General features: G+C 63.0%; 15 protein-coding genes and 1 pseudogene. 4 read left to right on the top strand and 12 right to left on the bottom strand.

Annotated features, from left to right (window positions below; genetic code table 11):
- Positions 1–81: 81 nt before the first annotated feature.
- The 3 genes from creC to F6X61_RS05585 form a co-directional block, all read right to left on the bottom strand.
- A complete protein-coding gene (gene creC / locus F6X61_RS05595; protein WP_153785748.1) occupies positions 82–1515 on the bottom strand; it encodes a two-component system sensor histidine kinase CreC in 1434 nt (477 codons plus the stop codon).
- Positions 1515–2195, bottom strand: coding sequence for a two-component system response regulator CreB (gene creB / locus F6X61_RS05590; protein ID WP_153785747.1), 681 nt, complete (start codon positions 2193–2195; stop codon positions 1515–1517). The genes creC and creB overlap by 1 nt, the downstream gene beginning before the upstream one ends.
- Before the next feature lie 108 nt (positions 2196–2303).
- Positions 2304–2804, bottom strand: a complete 501-nt coding sequence (locus F6X61_RS05585; RefSeq protein ID WP_153785746.1) for an ATP-dependent zinc protease — start codon at positions 2802–2804, stop codon at positions 2304–2306.
- Between the two features lie 182 nt (positions 2805–2986).
- Between F6X61_RS05585 and F6X61_RS05580 the strand changes: the two genes are divergently transcribed.
- Both F6X61_RS05580 and F6X61_RS05575 read left to right on the top strand, forming a co-directional pair.
- Entirely contained in the window at positions 2987–3874 is an 888-nt protein-coding gene (locus F6X61_RS05580; protein ID WP_153785745.1) for an acyltransferase, read from the top strand.
- Between the two features lie 216 nt (positions 3875–4090).
- On the top strand, positions 4091–5440 hold the full coding sequence (locus F6X61_RS05575) for an APC family permease (RefSeq protein ID WP_153785744.1): 1350 nt from the start codon (positions 4091–4093) through the stop codon (positions 5438–5440).
- 103 nt (positions 5441–5543) lie between these two features.
- Here F6X61_RS05575 and F6X61_RS05570 read toward each other — a convergent pair whose 3' ends face one another.
- Both F6X61_RS05570 and F6X61_RS05565 read right to left on the bottom strand, forming a co-directional pair.
- Positions 5544–6116: a DUF2780 domain-containing protein gene (locus F6X61_RS05570; RefSeq protein WP_153785743.1), complete on the bottom strand. Its 573-nt coding sequence runs from the start codon at positions 6114–6116 to the stop codon at positions 5544–5546.
- A gap of 201 nt (positions 6117–6317) precedes the next feature.
- The gene (locus F6X61_RS05565) at positions 6318–6653 is read right to left on the bottom strand and encodes a hypothetical protein (protein ID WP_153785742.1); all 336 of its coding nucleotides are present in this window, start codon (positions 6651–6653) and stop codon (positions 6318–6320) included.
- A 386-nt stretch (positions 6654–7039) separates the two neighbouring features.
- Here F6X61_RS05565 and F6X61_RS05560 point away from each other — a divergent pair, with 386 nt between their 5' ends.
- Positions 7040–7966, top strand: coding sequence for an RHS repeat-associated core domain-containing protein (locus F6X61_RS05560; RefSeq protein ID WP_153785741.1), 927 nt, complete (start codon positions 7040–7042; stop codon positions 7964–7966).
- A gap of 68 nt (positions 7967–8034) precedes the next feature.
- On the opposite strand, the pseudogene F6X61_RS05555 reads toward F6X61_RS05560, so the two are convergent.
- A pseudogene (locus F6X61_RS05555) lies at positions 8035–8334 on the bottom strand (formaldehyde dehydrogenase, glutathione-independent); the annotation flags it as partial.
- Positions 8335–8440: 106 nt separating this feature from the next.
- On the opposite strand from F6X61_RS05555, the gene F6X61_RS05550 reads away from it, so the two are divergent.
- Positions 8441–9391 carry an RHS repeat-associated core domain-containing protein gene (locus F6X61_RS05550; protein ID WP_153785740.1) on the top strand — a complete coding sequence of 317 codons (951 nt, stop codon included), beginning with the start codon at positions 8441–8443 and terminating at the stop codon, positions 9389–9391.
- 45 nt (positions 9392–9436) lie between these two features.
- Here the strand turns inward: F6X61_RS05550 and fdhA are convergent, their stop codons facing one another.
- The 6 genes from fdhA to F6X61_RS05520 form a co-directional block, all read right to left on the bottom strand.
- Positions 9437–10636: a formaldehyde dehydrogenase, glutathione-independent gene (gene fdhA / locus F6X61_RS05545; protein WP_012270123.1), complete on the bottom strand. Its 1200-nt coding sequence runs from the start codon at positions 10634–10636 to the stop codon at positions 9437–9439.
- A gap of 250 nt (positions 10637–10886) precedes the next feature.
- Positions 10887–11744, bottom strand: a complete 858-nt coding sequence (gene purU, locus F6X61_RS05540) for a formyltetrahydrofolate deformylase (protein WP_153785739.1) — start codon at positions 11742–11744, stop codon at positions 10887–10889.
- A gap of 12 nt (positions 11745–11756) precedes the next feature.
- Positions 11757–12389: a sarcosine oxidase subunit gamma gene (locus F6X61_RS05535; RefSeq protein ID WP_110992280.1), complete on the bottom strand. Its 633-nt coding sequence runs from the start codon at positions 12387–12389 to the stop codon at positions 11757–11759.
- Between the two features lie 135 nt (positions 12390–12524).
- Positions 12525–15539: a sarcosine oxidase subunit alpha gene (locus F6X61_RS05530; RefSeq protein ID WP_153785738.1), complete on the bottom strand. Its 3015-nt coding sequence runs from the start codon at positions 15537–15539 to the stop codon at positions 12525–12527.
- Positions 15536–15871 (bottom strand): sarcosine oxidase subunit delta, encoded by a 336-nt coding sequence (locus tag F6X61_RS05525; RefSeq protein ID WP_110992278.1) that lies wholly within the window; start codon positions 15869–15871, stop codon positions 15536–15538. The genes F6X61_RS05530 and F6X61_RS05525 overlap by 4 nt, the downstream gene beginning before the upstream one ends.
- A 16-nt stretch (positions 15872–15887) precedes the next feature.
- Positions 15888–17138: a sarcosine oxidase subunit beta family protein gene (locus tag F6X61_RS05520; RefSeq protein ID WP_110992277.1), complete on the bottom strand. Its 1251-nt coding sequence runs from the start codon at positions 17136–17138 to the stop codon at positions 15888–15890.
- Positions 17139–17142 lie beyond the last annotated feature (4 nt).

Genomic DNA, 17142 nt, shown 5'->3' with positions numbered 1-17142 from the left:
CGCGATGAGGCCCGATCAAGCAGTGAGGTTGTCTGGGCTGGCCTCATCGCGGGGCAAGCCCGCTCCCACAGTGCGTGGTTGTCAGCTCAGGCGCCGCGCCGGCAGCCACAACCTCACCCGCACCCCGCCTGGCACGTTGTCCACCGCCAGCGAGCCGCCATGCAGCTGCATCACCTCGGCGACGAAGTTCAACCCCAGTCCGGTGCTCTTGCGCCCGGTATCCGGCCTTGGCAGTGAATAGAACCGCTCGCTCACCCGCCCCAGCGCGTACTCGGGAATCGCCTGCCCCTGGTTGAACAGACTCAGCGCCACCCGCTCGCCCTCGCGCTCCAGCTCGAACAGCAAGGCGCCGCCCTGTGGGGTGAAGTCCAGGGCGTTGTCCAGCAAGTTGGCCAACGCCTGGCGCATCAAAAACGGGTCGCACCACAGGCGGATATCCACCGGCACCCGCTGGCGCACCTGCAAGCCGGCATTGTCGATTCGCGCCCCATGGGCCAGCAGCAGCTCATCGACCAGCGCCGCCAACGCCACCTGCTGCTCGTCCTCCAGCGCCTGCATCTGCTCGACCCGGGCCAGGTTGAGCAGGCGCTCGATCATCTGCTGCAGGCGCTCGCTCTCACGCTCGATATTGCCGGCGAAGCGCGCCCGCTGCTCATCCGGCATGGCGCCCTGGAGCAGCTCCGAGGCACCGCGGATCGCCGCCAGCGGGCTCTTCAGCTCATGGGTAAGGGTGTGCACGTAGCGCTCGACATAGGCCTTGCCTTCCAGCTGCGTACGCATGCGCTCCACCGCCGTGGCCAACTGCTGCAACTCGCCGCCCTTGTAGTGCGGCAAAGCGGCGCGCTCGCCTTCGCTGACCGCCTGGGCATAGTGGGTGAGCCGGCGCAGCGAGCGGGTCAGCCACCACGACAGCGCCGCGCCGACCAACAGGCCGAGCACGATCAGCCCCAGCCCGAGGCTCAGCAGGCGCTGTTCGGAACGGTCGATGTAGGGTTGCAGCGAGCTGTTGGGCTTGGCCACCGTCACCACGCCGATGATCTGCCCGTCATCGAGGATCGGCGCCGCCACATGCATCACCGAGGTGCTTTCGTCGTCCGGGTCGCTGCGGGTCGAGCGCGCGCCGTACTGCCCGCGCAGGGTGAGGTAGACATCGTTCCAGCGCGAATAGTCCTTGCCCAGGGCCTGGCCGCTGGAATCGAGCAACACGATGCCCTTGGCGTCGGTGACATAGATGCGGTGACTGACCTGGTTCTTCGCCAGCCCCCAGATCTGCGCGCTGGGGCGGCGCTCGCCGTAGGACTGCAGCACCTGCGACAGGCGGCTCTGGTTCAGGGTGCCGTGCTTGACGTCGTCATGGAGGATTTCCGCCAGCAGGTTGGCGGTGTCCACCAAGGTTTCCTCGGAGGACTGGCGCACCACCGGGCGGATCTGTTCGCGCACGGTGTTGAGCAGAAAATAACCGGCCAGCCCGACGAACAGGAAGTACACCAGGAAGATGCGAATCCCCAGGCGCATCAGGCGTGCTCCGGGCTGTAGCTGTAACCCAGGCCGCGGTGGGTCTGGATCGGTTCGGCGTCGGCGGCCACCTGGCGCAGCTTGGTGCGCAGGCTCTTGATATGGCTGTCGATGGTGCGTTCGTAGCCCACGTCCGAGGCCACGCCCAGGCCATCGAGCAGTTGCTCGCGGCTGAACACCCGCCGCGGTTGTTCGAGCAGGCATTGCAGCAGGCGGAACTCGTGACGGGTCAGCGCCAGCGCCTGGCTGCGATAGACGATACGCATGGCCAGGCTGTCGAGCTGGAACGGCGTGCTGTCTGTGGCCGGCTCGCTGCGTGGCGCCATGCGCTTGAGGATCGCCCTTACCCGGGCCGCCACTTCGCGCGGGCTGAAGGGTTTGACCACGTAGTCGTCGGCACCGATTTCCAGGCCCAGCACGCGGTCGATCTCGGCGTCGCGGGCGCTGAGGAACATCACCGGCACCTCGCTGAAGCGGCGCAGCTGGCGGCAGGTTTCGAAGCCGCTGATGTCTGGCAGGCCGATGTCGAGGATCACCAGGTCCGCCGGGCGCAGGCGCTGCTGCTCGACTGCGGCGCTGCCCAGGGTCACCCATTCGGTGCTGTGGCCGTCGGCCTGCAGGGCGTAGACCAGGGTGTCGGCGATGGCGGATTCGTCTTCGACGATGAGGATGTGGGGCATCTGAGCGGCAAGCCTCAAGCTGCAAGCTTCAAGTGAAAACGGATCGCGGCAACTTACACCGATCCGCTGTTTCTTGCAGCTTGTCGCTTGAAACTTGCAGATGGCGAATCAGCAGCTCGGCTTGCCCGCCGTGAACTTCTCCGCCGGGTTCACCGCCGCCTTGAACTTCTTCAAGGCCTTGGCGCCGACCAGCAACGGATAGTTGAAGTTGCTGCGATCGACCAGGTTGACCTCCACGGTGCGCTTCACGTCACCCAGGCACAGCTCCAGGTCGACCACCGGGCGGCGAGACAGCTCGGGGGCATCGCCCTCCTCGTCCTCGTCGGCGCGGTTCTTGATCTTGCTGATGCGCGAAACCTCATGCTCGTAGACCTTGCCATCGGCGTCCTTGGTCGCCAGGCGAAAGCGCACCCATTCCTGACCGTCGCGGGTGAACAGCTCGATATCCTTGGCCGACAACGACGCGGTGTAGGCACCGGTGTCCATCTTGGCTTTCAGGGTTTCGCCGATCTCCGGCAACTTGATGTTCTCGTAACGGCCGTAGAGCGTGGGCTCGGCGGCCATGACCGGCAACGCCAGCAGGGACAGCAGGGCAAGCAAGGGTTTCACGGGACAGGCTTCCTTGAGAGGGGTCAGTGCTTAGACTGTGCGGGCAGGATAGGTTCGGTGCCACAGGTTAAACAACACAATGTGAAACATTTGTGCCACTTAATGGACGTACGACGTTTGGCGTAGGCCACCGGGCTGCTTATCATTGCCGCCCGTACCTTTCACACAACAAGAGTTCCCTTATGCGTCGCCTGTTGACTGGCCTGCTCACCACCACCCTGCTGCTGCTCAACACCCTGGTGATGATCGGCCCGCTGCTGGTTTTCGCCCTGCTCAAGCTGGTGCTGCCCGGGCGCGGGCGCGACTATGCCTCCGCCGGGGTGATGTGGATGGCCGAAAGCTGGTCGGAAGTCGACAAGGCCATCTTCGCCCTGTGCATCCCCACCCAATGGGAGGTGCGCGGCGTCGACACCCTGCGCCAGGACACCTCGTACCTGTGCATCAGCAACCACCAGACCTGGGTCGATATCCCCGCGCTGATCGAAAGCCTCAACCGCCGCGTGCCGTTCTTCAAGTTCTTCCTCAAGAAGGAGCTGATCTGGGTGCCGCTGCTGGGCCTGGCCTGGTGGGGGCTGGACTACCCGTTCATGAAGCGCTACAGCAAGGCCTTCCTCGACAAGCACCCCGAGCTCAAGGGCAAGGACCTGGAAATCACCAAGGCCGCCTGCGAGCTGTTCAAACGCCAGCCGGTGACCGTGGTCAACTACCTCGAAGGCACCCGTTTCACCCAGGCCAAGCATGCCCAGCAGCAGTCGCCCTACCGCCACCTGCTCAAGCCCAAGGCCGGCGGCGTGGCCTTCGTGCTGGCGGCGCTGGGCGAACAGCTCGATGCGTTGCTGGACGTGACCATCGTCTACCCGGGCAACAAGGCCCCAGGGTTCTGGGACCTGCTCAACGGCAGCATCAGCCGGGTGATCATCGACATTCGCGTGCGTGAGCTGGACCCGGCGCTGTGTGCGGGCGATTACGAGAACGACCCGGTGTTCCGCCAGACCGTGCAGAGCTGGGTGAACCAGCTGTGGGTGGAGAAGGACCAGCGCATCGAGGAACTGCGGGCAGAGATGCGCTAAGCCTGGTCTGGCCTCTTCGCGGGTAAACCCGGTCCCACAGGAACTGCGCCAACCCTGTGGGAGCGGGTTTACCCGCGAAGAGGCCAGCAAAAACAGCGCAAATTCCCGATTAAAATCCAGATTAATAATCGACATTAGCAACTCTTTGTTTGTCACCAGCCACCCTGGTGGATAAAAATCGATCAACCACAACTACAAAAAAGCCAGGATTGATCGATGGCAACCCAACCTTGCTCCGCCCCCGCGCAACTGCGCCGTGTCCTGGGCCTGCCCGCCCTGGTGTTCTTCGGCCTGGTGTACATGGTCCCGCTGACCATCTTCACCACCTACGGCATCGTCACCGAGCTCACCGGTGGCCGCACTGCCGGCGCCTACCTGGTCACCCTGCTGGCCATGCTGTTCACCGCCACCTCCTACAGCTTCATGGTCCGGCGCTTCCCCGTCGCGGGTTCGGCGTACTCCTACACCAACATGGCCTTCGGCCCCAACGTGGGTTTCCTGGCCGGCTGGTCGCTGCTGCTCGATTACCTGTTCATCCCGATGATCAACTACCTGCTGATCGGGCTGTTCCTCAACATCGCCTTCCCGGCCATACCGGCCTGGGCCATCGTGCTGGCCTCCATCGCCCTGGTGACGGTGCTTAACGTGATCGGTATCCACTCGGTGGCCAAGACCAGCAACCTGATTGTCGGCGCGCAGATCGTCTTCATCGGCGTGTTCGTCGCCCTGTCGTGGCAAGGCCTGGCCGGGCAGCCGGTGGATTTGCTGGCGCCATTGCGCGGCGATGGCAGCGCACCGGGCTTCGGCGCGCTGATGGCGGGGGCGGCGGTGCTGTGTCTGTCGTTCCTTGGCTTCGACGCCGTCTCCACCCTGGCCGAAGAGTGCAAGGACGCCCGCCGCGACGTGCCCCGGGCAATCATCCTCACCACCCTGGGCGCCGGCCTGCTGTTCACCGTGCTGGCCTATGTCAGCCAACTGGTGCTGCCGGGCAGCCACTTCGCCAACGCCGATGCGGCGGCCAACGAAGTGATGCTCAAGGCCGGCGGGCAGTTCCTCGCCAACTTCTTCACCGCCGCCTTCGTCGCCGGCAGCCTGGGCTCGGCGCTGGCCTCGCAGGCGGCGGTATCGCGCATCCTGTTCACCATGGGCCGCGACCGCGTACTGCCGCAGCGCAGCTTCGGCTACCTGTCGCCGCGCTTCGGCACACCGGTGTTCGCCACCCTGCTGGTGTCGGCGTTCTCGCTGCTGGCGTTGGTGATCGACCTGGCCACCCTGGCCTCGCTGATCAGCTTCGGCGCGCTGGTGGCGTTCTCGGCGGTGAACCTGGCGGTGGTGAAGACCCACCTGGTGAACGAAAGCATGCATCGCAACCTCAAGGGGTTGCTGCGCTATGGCGTGGTGCCGCTGGTGGGATTGGGCCTGACCTTGTGGCTGTGGACCAGCCTGTCGGCGCTGACGCTGGTGATCGGACTTTGCTGGTTTGCCCTGGGGTTGGCTTACCTCGCGGCGCTGACGGCGGGCTTTCGCAAGCCGGTGCGCCTGGTGGACTTCACCGAAATCGCTTGAAGGAACATAGAGCCTGTGGGAGCGGGTTCACCCGCGAATGCGAGGGTGAATGTGCCGCCGCCTTCGCGGGTAAACCCGCTCCCACAGGGACCGCGTCAGGCAATTAGACCGATGGCTGAGCCAACGGCGCCGGCGTCGCCCACAAATTCCCCAGGTTCTGCAGCAACGACCCGGCAATCCCCTGTTGCCCCAGGTATTGCAGGATCAACGGCGCAAACTGCCCGATCATCCCGGTATCCAGGCCCAGCGCCTTGAACGCGGTATCCAGGTCGTTGCGATTCTGCACCTCGCCACCCAGTGCATTGCCCAGCGGCGAGTCGGTCTTGCCGTTGCCCAGCAACTGCCCCAGGCCGCTCAATCCGCCCAACGCACTGGCCCCCGACAGCAAGTCCAGCCCCGGCACGGCCTTGGTCAGCTGGCCATAGTCATCGCCGCTGAGGTTGTTGCGCGCCAGCCCCAGCATCGCTCCGGCGCCGCCGATGGCCTGCTCTGGGGTGATTTTCAGTTCGCTGCCCAGGGTGTTGAGCAGGTTGGCCTGGCCTTCGGGAGCCTGCACCGGGGCGCTCTGCTGCTGGTTTTGCGTGGCGGAAACCGCGTTGGCAACGTCGCTGAGGTTGAAGGCGAACACCGGGCTTGCGGCCAGGGTCATCAGGGTTGCCAGGGTGAATGCTTTCATCGGGAGGGACCTCGTCGGCCGGGATGGCCGGGAAACGAGGGGTTTGACTGGGGGTTTGAACCTTTGTTCCGGGCCGGTGGTCGGCGCTGGCCTCATCGCTGGCAAGCCAGCTCCCACAGGTATGACGCTGGCCTTGAGGATGGCGCGGTCCATGTGGAAGCCGGCTTGCCGGCGATGGGCCGCCAAGCGGCCGCAATCACCTCAATTTGGCTGATAGAAGCTTGAGGCCGGCACCTGCCGCAAGGCCCCCACCAACGCATCCACCTGCCCCCAGGCCACCGTCAGGTGTTGCAGGCTCGACGCCTGGAGCCTCTTCAAATCGCCCCCCGTCGCCAGCTCCTGGGCGTGGCAGCCGTCGGTGTAGGCGATGAACATGTAATGGCAGACGTTCATGAGCACCTCCTCGATGGGCACGGCGCCTTCGAGGATGGCGGTGGAGAGGGATTGACCGGGTGGGAGTTCGAATTTGACGTGGAGGTCTTCGGGTGGGTCGGGGACGATTTTTTTCTTGCGCTCACCATATTGGTTATGCGACACCCTTCCGTTTCCACACAGTGGGGTGACAGCTGTACGCGGGGTGGAAAACCAGGCATATGGCGAACCCGGTAGGCCCAAAGGCCTCCCGCGCACAACTGTCATATCGACAACAACCATATACCGCAGGGGTTTCCACACCCCGATCGCTGAACCTTCAGCGACCGGCAGAGCCTAGTGGCCAGTGTTTCCCCGGACAATCAGACGCATATCGACAGGCTGCGTAGGATATTTCCATAACCCTACGAACTTCAGTAGGACGCTGCCCAAGACTCAGTAGGCCAATTCCGCATACCTGTTAATTCTGCCAGTAGCCGTCTGCCTCGCCCCTGATCATCATCTGCTTGCAATACGCGCCAGCAGCATCGGTCAGCGAACAGGAGGCTTCCATGAAAAAGCAGGCAAGCACCACGTATTTCTTCTACCAGAACGGCAAGCTCGTCACTGTGAGTCAGGGCGGCCAACAACGTGCCATCTTCCGCACTGCCGACATGCCGTTGGCCGAGCAGCAATCAGACAGTACCAACGGACTACTCGCCACCGACCGCAGCAATTCGGTACTGGCAGTACAAGACGGCGAGGAAGAGCCAGACCACAGGTTCACAGCCTATGGTCACGACCCGACACTGCAACTCACAGGTGCGCTGCTCGGCTTCAATGGTGAAGCCTTCAAAGCCGCCACAACGTGCTACCAGCTTGGTAACGGTTACCGTGCATATAGCCCGGCACTGATGCGATTTCACTCACCCGACAGCTGGAGTCCTTTTGGCGATGGAGGGATCAATGCCTACTGCTATTGCGAAAATGACCCCATAAACCGCACAGACCCATTGGGGCACGATTCTTTCCTATATTACATTCCGCTAAAAATAAAGCCTTATAGCTCATTAATCAAATCGTTGAAACGCGGCCCCGAGCTCGCCAGGCCGACAAGTAGTACACGACTTGCAAAAAAAACATTCACTCAATTCGATCTTAGTGAAAAAAGCTATGAGGAAATAAGGTACATGCAAAGAATTTCAAAAAACGAACTAAACAAAGCAAGAGAGTCACTCAACCCTTCACTCGAAAACAACATGAAGAACATAGATAAATTCGTCACACTGGAAAATCTCCATCACCAACTGACAACTGCATTGAATGAAAAAATTACCGTCAGACATGAAAATGTCATAGCAGCGCTTACTGAGGAAAACGCATTCAGACCTAGTTTTAAAGTTCAGTACCACCCTGAGCTGGCTCAATTGATGCGTGACGGCCACAGATTGATAATACCGAGCCGACTTGACACTCGTATAATTACTCCGCCGTATTAAGTCAATCTGCGTCTTGACGTGCCGCGAAAAGCCCCTCGTCAAGAGGGGCCTCTGCTTGCTTTACACTGTCAAGTCGCACTAAACGTCTTATGCGGGTCAATCACAGATTTCTTGGGCACCCCTGCATCAAACTCGCCGTAACCTTCGGGCGCCTGATCCAGGCTAATCACCTGCACACCCACCACCTCGGCGATGTTGATCCGATCCCACATGATCGCCTGCATCAACTGCCGGTTGTACTTCATGGTCCGGGTCTGCCCGGTGTGGAAGCTGTGCGACTTGGCCCAGCCCAGGCCAAAGCGAATGCTCAGTGCACCGACCTTGGCGGCAGCATCCACCGTACCCGGATCCTCGGTCACGTACAGGCCCAGGGCCGTATGCACCTGTCATTTTTGCCAGTAGCCGCACACCCAACGCCTGATCAATAGTCTGATGCAACGCTAATCAGCCCCTGGCCACAAACAGGAGCCCTGCATGAAACGCCAGACGAACAGCACCCGGTTCTTCTACCAGAGCAGCAAACTGGTGACTGTCGACCAAGACGGCCAACTGCACAGTATTCTGCGCAACGCCGACAGGCCGCTGGCCGACTACCACCCAGCCCACGGTACTGGCCTGCTTGCAACCGACAGCAAAGGTTCAGTATTGGCCAGGCACAAGCAAACGCCTGAGTCAGGCCTTGCCTATACCGCCTACGGTCACGCGCCGGAAGTACAGGCCTTCGGGACATTGCTTGGGTTCAATGGCGAACGTTTTGAGCCGGTAACGGGGTGCTACCAGCTTGGTAACGGCTACCGCGCATACACCCCGGTGTTGATGCGGTTTCGCTCACCCGACAGCTGGAGCCCGTTTGGACGGGGAGGGCTAAACGCTTATGCATACTGCAGCGCCGACCCGATCAATCATTCTGATCCGAGCGGGCATGTGCAGATACTTGTCGAACCTGCTCCAGCAATTATCACACCCAAGATAGTCACGCCCAAAAGCCCCAAAATCGTGCGGAGCTTCCTGGTGCACCATCATGAATCGCGGAGCACAACGACAATCAAGACGGAGGTGCAAGGCGAGCATGCGCAGAGCAAGGCGGTTACCACCGCCTACACGATAAAGCAGACCACCAAACTCTACGAGGTGATCGCCGAACCGCACAAAGGCCCAGTCACGGTACATGTCACCAGCACCAACCTGAAGGAATATCTCGAAGTCAGCGATAAGCTGAATGCCGCGCAAGTAGCGAAAGCATGGAATCATCCGGCCATCGATCCCGGCCCTGCTCACCTGAACAACCTGCAGAATCGCCGCGACGGCCTGACACTCTGGGGAAATCACCTAGCCGCAAGAGCTGCCGACCCGAACGACTTGAGCGCTAACCTGCACCGCGCGTTCAGGACTAGCCCAGGTAATACCGAGGTCAGGCATGGCTGACAGGCAAAAAAATGCCCCTCACTGGGAGGGGCATCACCTAGCGAATCAAGCCGCGCCCCACATCTTGTGCGGGTCGATCACAAACTTCTTCGGCACGCCGGCATCGAACTCGCCATAGCCTTCCGGCGCCTGGTCGAGGTTGATCACCTGCACGCCCACCACTTCGGCAATGTTGATGCGGTCCCACATGATCGCCTGCATCAGCTGGCGGTTGTACTTCATGGTCGGGGTCTGCCCGGTGTGGAAGCTGTGCGACTTGGCCCAGCCCAAACCAAAGCGAATGCTCAGCGCACCGATCTTGGCGGCAGCATCCACCGCACCCGGGTCTTCGGTCACGTACAGGCCCGGGATACCGATGCTGCCGGCAACGCGGGTCACCTGCATCAACGAGTTGAGCACAGTAGCCGGGGCCTCGTGCTTGGCGCCTTCATGGCCGTGGCCACGGGCTTCGAAGCCTACGGCGTCGACGGCGCAGTCCACTTCCGGCTCGCCGAGAATATCGACGATCTGCTCGTGCAGCGGGGTGTCCTTGGACAGGTCGACCACTTCGAAGCCCTGGGACTTGGCGTGGGCCAGGCGGGCAGGGTTCAGGTCGCCAACGATGACGCAGGCAGCGCCCAGCAGACGGGCCGAGGCGGCAGCGGCCAGGCCGACCGGGCCGGCGCCCGCGACGTACACGGTGCTGCCTGGGCCAACGCCAGCGGTAACGGCGCCGTGGTAGCCGGTGGGCAGAATGTCGGACAGGCAAGTCAGGTCACGGATCTTCTCCATGGCCTTGTCACGCTCGGGCAGTTTCAGCAGGTTGAAGTCGGCGTAGGGCACCAGCACGTACTCAGCCTGGCCGCCAGTCCAGTCACCCATGTCGACGTAGCCATAGGCGCCACCGGCGCGGGCCGGGTTGACGGTAAGGCACACACCAGTGTGCATCTCTTTGCAGGAGCGGCAGCGGCCGCAGGCGACGTTGAAGGGTACCGACACCAGGTCGCCAATCTGCATGCGCTCGACGTCGCTGCCCTTCTCGACGATTTCACCGGTGATTTCGTGGCCCAGCACTAGGCCGACCTGGGCAGTGGTGCGGCCACGGACCATGTGCTGGTCGGAGCCGCAGATGTTGGTGGAAACCACCTTGAGGATGACGCCGTGTTCGATCTTCTTGCCGCGCGGGTCCTGCATTTTCGGGTAGTCGATTTTCTGTACTTCGACCTTGCCAGCGCCGAGATACACCACTCCACGATTGCCAGACATGCTCTTACCTCGCTTGATTTGTATTTATGCAGCGTTGGTTGAAGCGCCGCCATCCATGGGCGGCATGTGTTTCTGGAATGCAGGAATTGTGGGCCTGATGGGGGATGTCGCGGTGACTGGATGCGACAGGGGGATGTCTTTTTGCGGCAGTTGAAAAAGTGCCGGCCCTTTCGCGGGTAAACCCGCTCCCACAGGTATTGCACAGAACCTGTGGGAGCGGGTTTACCCGCGAAAGGGGCAGCTCAGGTGTTTAAAGAACTACGGTCCTGTTGGCGTTCAGGAACACCCGCCGCTCGATGTGATACCCCACCGCCCGCGCCAGGGTCAGGCACTCGATATCCCGCCCTTTGGCGATCAGATCCTCGGGGTAATGGCTGTGGTCCACCACCTCCACCCCTTGGGTAATGATCGGCCCTTCATCCAGGTCGTTGTTGATGTAATGCGCGGTGGCACCAACCATCTTCACGCCCTTGTTGTAAGCCTGGTGATAAGGCTTGGCGCCCTTGAACCCCGGCAGCAGCGAGTGGTGGATGTTGATCGCGCAACCGTCCAGCCGGCGGCACAGCTCAGGCGACAATACCTGCATGTAGCGAGCGAGGATCACCAGCTCCGCACCCGACTCTTCAATCACTTGCAACACCTTGCGCTCCTGCGCCGGCTTGTCGTGGGGGTCGAGGGCAAAGTGGTAATAGGGAATCTTGTGCCAATGGGCCAAGGGCTCGAGGTCGGGGTGGTTGGACACCACCGCGACCACGTCCATGGCCAACTGGCCGATGCGCTGGCGGTACAACAGATCGTTCAGGCAGTGGTCGGCCTTGGACACCATGATCACCACCTTGGGCCGGTGATGGGGTGCACTCAGCTCAAGGGCCATGCCGAACGCTTCGCTGCGCTCGGCCAGGCCGGCACGAAAAGCGGCTTCGTCGAAACCGTCGGGGGCGCGGAATTCCACGCGAATGAAAAACCGCCCCGACAGCCGGTCATCGAAGGAATGGTGCTCGGTGACGTAGCAGCGCTGCTCATAGAGGTGACGCGTCACCACATCGACGGTGCCGAGCATGCTCGGGCAGTCGGCAGTGAGAATCCAGGTGTCCGGTGCCCGACTCATGCTGTGTACTCCTTAAGCTTCGATGGCCAGGCCGTATTCGGCCGATGCGTCCTGCAGCCACAGCCACCAGTAGTCGGAGAAGCTGCGGCGGATCATCAACTCCCAGGTGTCTTCGGCGGTGCGACGGATCACCAGCTGCGACTTGGCGAACACGGTACCCACGGCCTTGCCCACCGGGAAGTTGTTCGGGTGAACATCATAGCTGGTGGATTTCATCAGCACGTCGCGCACGTTGGGGCCGCGCAGCTCGAGCAGGGTCTGCCCGCCGCTGACGTTGACCACCTGGATGTGCTGGCCGTCGAGGGCTGCACGCAGCTTGTTCTCGACTTCCACTTCCTGACCGCCGGGGACGATCAGCAGGAACTCATCCGGGCCCATCCATTGCAGCGACATGTCGCCGTTGGCGACCACGGTCAGGGCCACCGGCAGTTCCAGGCCCAGGGCCTTGTGCACGGCGCCGGCGAAGGCCGGGTCGTGGCCATCGCCACGCAGGGTCAGGTGGCCGAGGAATTTCTTCTCGCGCAGGGTGACGCCTGCGTTCTTGCGGCCCTTGCCGACCAGGCTGGCCAGGTCGGCGTGGTGCAGTGGCGACTGAGCCTTGGCATCAGGGCCGGGGTTTTGCTGGAAGACGTTGATAGCGCTCATTTCTTACCTGCCTTGAATTCTTGTGCGAGGGATCACACTGACCTCGTGGGAGCGGGCTTGCCCCGCGATGGGGGCGTCAAGGCCTCCATCGCATCGCGGGGCAAGCCCGCTCCCACGTGTCGCATCATCCTGTGATCAAACGTTCTGCCGCTCACCCTTCGGATCGAAGAACACCGCGGAGACGATTTCCGCCTCGATCACGCTGCCATCGGCCTGTGGCGAATACACCCGCTCGCCCATGCGCTTGAGGCCGCCCTTGACCACACCCATGGCGAACGAATAGCCCAGGGAGTTGGCCGCGTAGCTGGAAGTGACGTGGCCGACCATGTCCATCGGGATCGGTTGCTTGGGATCGAACACCAGCTGGGCGCCTTCAGGCAGCCACACCTTGGGGTCGACCGGCTTGAGGCCCACCAGCTGCTTGCGATTGTCGCGCAGGCAGTCTTCGCGGTTCATGCCACGCAGGCCGATCCACGAGAACGGCTTGTTGCGGCCCACGCACCAGCTCATGTTCAGGTCGTCCGGGTTCATCGAACCGTCGGTGTCCTGGCCCACGATGATGAAGCCCTTCTCGGCACGCAGCACGTGCATGGTCTCGGTGCCGTACGGGGTCAGGTTGTACTTCTTGCCGGCCTCGACGATCTGCTCCAGCACGCCCATGGCGTAGTTGGCCTGCACGTTCACTTCGTACGACAGCTCGCCGGTGAACGAGATGCGGAACACCCGGGCAGGCACGCCGCCGACCTTGCCTTCCTTCCAGGTCATGAACGGGAAGGCTTCCTTGTCCATGTCGATGTCGGTCAGCTCGCTGAGCAGCTTGCGGCTGTTGGGGCCGGACAGGGTCATGGTCGCCCAGTGGTCGGTGACCGAGGTGAAGTACACCTTCAGCTCCGGCCATTCGGTCTGGTGGTACAGCTCCATCCACTGCAGCACACGGGCGGCGCCGCCGGTGGTGGTGGTCATGATGAAGTGGTTGTCGCCGACGCAGGCGGTCACGCCGTCGTCGAAGACCATGCCGTCCTCTTTGCACATCAGGCCGTAGCGGGCCTTGCCCACGTCGAGCTTGGTCCAGGCGTTGGTGTAGATGCGGTTGAGGAACTCGCGCGCGTCCGGGCCCTGGATGTCGATCTTGCCGAGGGTGGAAGCATCCAGCAGGCCGACGCTGTCGCGCACGGCCTTGCACTCGCGGGCCACGGCGGCGTGGATATCTTCACCGGCTTTCGGGAAGTACCACGGGCGCTTCCACTGGCCGACGTCCTCGAACTCGGCGCCGTTCTTGACGTGCCAGGCATGCAGAGCGGTGAAGCGCACCGGCTCGAACAGGTGGCCACAGTGCCGGCCCGCTACCGCGCCGAAGGTCACCGGCGTGTAGTTGGGGCGGAACATGGTGGTGCCCATTTCCGGGATGGTGATGCCGATCGAACGGGCGGCGATGGCCAGGCCGTTGATGTTGCCCAGCTTGCCCTGGTCGGTACCGAAGCCCAGCGCGGTGTAGCGCTTGACGTGCTCGACCGACTCGAAGCCTTCGCGGGTGGCCAGTTCGATACCGGCGGCGGTGACGTCGTTCTGCTGGTCGACGAACTGCTTCGGCCCTTTGCTGCCCTTGTCGTGCGGCACCTGGAACAGCGCCACGGTGGCCTCTTCCTTGCGCGCCACGGTTTTCGGCAGGGTGCCGACAGTGGCCTTGAAACCGGCCTCGGTGGCAGCGCGGGCGCCGCCTTCGAACCCATCGGCAATCACGTCACCGAGGGCATAGACGCCGTTGATGCCGCCCACGCACTCGCGCTTCTGCGGCGCATCGCCCGGCACGAAGCCGAGGATGTCGTCACGCCATACCGGGCGGCCGCCCAGGTGCGAAGCCAGGTGGACGATCGGGCTGTAACCGCCCGAGGATGCGATCAGGTCGCACTCGAGGGTCTCGCCTGGGCTGGTGACTTTGTGTGCCTGCACATCGATGGCGGCCACGCGGGCGCCGGTGACGTGCTTGCTGCCTTTGGCCTCGATCACGGCGCTGGAGGTGAGGATGCGGATGCCCTTGGCACGCGCTTCTTCAACCAGCGAGCCACGTGGGTTGTGGCGGGCGTCGGCGATCGCGACCACTTGCAGGCCGGCGTCGTGCCAGTCGAGCGCTGCGCGGTAGGCGTGGTCGTTGTTGGTCGACAGCACCAGCTTGCGGCCTGGGGCCACGCCGTAGCGGCGCACGTAGGTCGACACGGCACCGGCCAGCATGTTGCCCGGCACGTCGTTGTTGCCGTACACCAGCGGGCGCTCGTGGGCGCCGGGCGCCAGTACCACGCGCTTGGCGCGCACACGGTGCACGCGGTGGCGCACCTGGCCGATCGGGGCGCGGTCGCCGAGGTGGTCGGTGAGGCGCTCGTGAATGGTCAGGAAGTTATGGTCGTGGTAGCCGTTGACCGTGGCCCGTGGAAGCAGGGTCACTTCCGGCAGGCTTTCCAGCTCTTTGATCACCGCGTTGACCCAGTCGGCGGCAGGCTTGCCGTCGAGGGTTTCGCGGGTGTCGAGCAGGCTGCCGCCGAACTCTTCCTGTTCATCGGCCAGGATCACCCGGGCGCCGCTGCGGCCGGCGGCCAGGGCGGCTGCCAGGCCGGCGGGGCCTGCGCCGACGATCAGCACGTCGCAGTGCTGGTTCATGTAGTCGTAGCTGTCCGGGTCGTTCTGCAGCGGCGCACGGCCAAGGCCTGCGGCTTTGCGGATGTACTTCTCGTAAGTCATCCAGAACGATTTCGGGTACATGAAGGTTTTGTAGTAGAAGCCCGGCGGCATCATGCTGCCGCCCACCTTGCCGAGGATGCCCATGACGTCGTTGTTGACGTTCGGCCAGCCGTTGGTGCTGGTGGCGACCAGGCCTGCGTACAGCGCCTGCTGGGTGGCACGCACGTTGGGGATCTGGGTGGCTTCGCTGGAGCCGATCTGCAGGATGGCGTTCGGCTCTTCGGTACCGGCGGCGATGATGCCGCGGGGGCGCGAGTACTTGAAGCTGCGCCCGACGATGTCGACGCCGTTGGCCAGCAGGGCGGCAGCCAGGCTGTCGCCGGCATAGCCCTGGTAGGTCTTGCCGTTGAAGGTGAAGTTCAGCACCTTGCTGCGGTCGATACGGCCGCCGCTGGCGAGGCGATAGGTCTGGCTCATACTTTTTCCCCTTGGCCCTTGGCGGTCGCGGATGCCGCGCTTTGCTTGCCGGCAGCGGTGACTTGAGGCTTCTCGCCGATCTTGTAGGTTTCCAGAATTTCGTAGGTCACGGTGTCACGGGTGACGTTGAAGTACTGGCGGCAGCCGGCAACGTGGTCCCACAGCTCGTGGTGGATGCCACGCGGGTTGTCGCGGAAGAACATGTAGGTGCCCCACTCCTCGTCGGAGCAGGCGGCCGGGTCCAGCGGGCGCGGGATGTGGGCCTGGCCGGAAGCGTGGAATTCTTCTTCGGAGCGCAGCTCGCCGCAGTGGGGACAGAAAATATGCAACATGACGGTTGTCTCCGGGTCAGTGGGCGACGGCAGCAGCGCCGTGTTCGTCGATCAGCGCACCGTTGTAGAAACGGTCCATGGAGAACGGCGCGGCCAGTGGGTGCATCTCGCCCTTGGCCAGGCTTGCGGCGAACACGTTGCCCGAGCCTGGGGTGGCCTTGAAGCCGCCGGTGCCCCAGCCGCAGTTGAAGAACATGTTCTTGACCGGGGTCTTGGAGATGATCGGGCAGGCGTCCGGCGAGGTGTCGACGATGCCGCCCCACTGGCGGTTCATGCGCACGCGCGAGAGGTTGGGGAACATCTCGACGATGGCCTGCAGGGTGTGTTCGATCACCGGGTACGAGCCGCGCTGGCCGTAGCCGACCCAGCCGTCGATACCGGCACCGATCACCAGGTCGCCCTTGTCGGACTGGCTGATGTAGCCGTGCACGGCGTTGGACATGATCACGCTGTCGATGATCGGCTTGATCGGCTCCGATACCAGGGCTTGCAGCGGGTGCGACTCCAGCGGCAGGCGGAAGCCGGCGAGCCTGGCCATGTGCCCGGAGTTACCGGCGGTGACCACACCGACGCGCTTGGCGCCGATGAAGCCTTTGTTGGTTTCCACGCCGATCACGGCGCCGTTTTCTTTACGGAAACCGATCACTTCGGTCTGCTGGATCAGGTCCACGCCCAGGGCGTCGGCGGCACGGGCGAAGCCCCAGGCCACGGCATCGTGACGGGCCACGCCGCCACGGCGCTGCACGGTGGCACCGAGGATCGGGTAGCGGGTGTTCTTCGAGCAGTCCAGGTAAGGAATCTCGGCCGCCACCTGGGCGGTGTTGAGCAGTTCGCCATCGACGCCGTTGAGGCGGTTGGCGTTGACCCGGCGCTCGGAGTCGCGGATGTCCTGCAGGGTGTGGCACAGGTTGTACACGCCGCGCTGGGAGAACATCACGTTGTAGTTGAGGTCCTGGGACAGGCCCTCCCACAGCTTCATGGCGTGCTCGTACAGGTGCGCCGACTCGTCCCACAGGTAGTTGGAACGCACGATGGTGGTGTTACGGGCGGTGTTGCCGCCGCCCAGGTAGCCTTTTTCGATCACGGCAACGTTGGTGATGCCGTGTTCCTTGGCCAGGTAGTAGGCCGTGGCCAGGCCATGGCCGCCACCGCCGACGATGACCACGTCGTAGACCTTTTTAGGGGTTGGCGTGCGCCACATGCGCTGCCAGTTCTCGTGGTGGCTGAGGGAGTGTTTGAAGAGGCCGAAGCCCGAGTAGCGTTGCATGGTC

It is taken from the genome of Pseudomonas sp. EMN2 (assembly GCF_009650555.1).
GTDB classification, from domain to species: Bacteria; Pseudomonadota; Gammaproteobacteria; order Pseudomonadales; family Pseudomonadaceae; genus Aquipseudomonas; species Aquipseudomonas sichuanensis.
The sequence above is the reverse complement of the archived record's forward strand: the minus strand, read 5'-3'. Positions and strand labels throughout refer to the sequence as shown.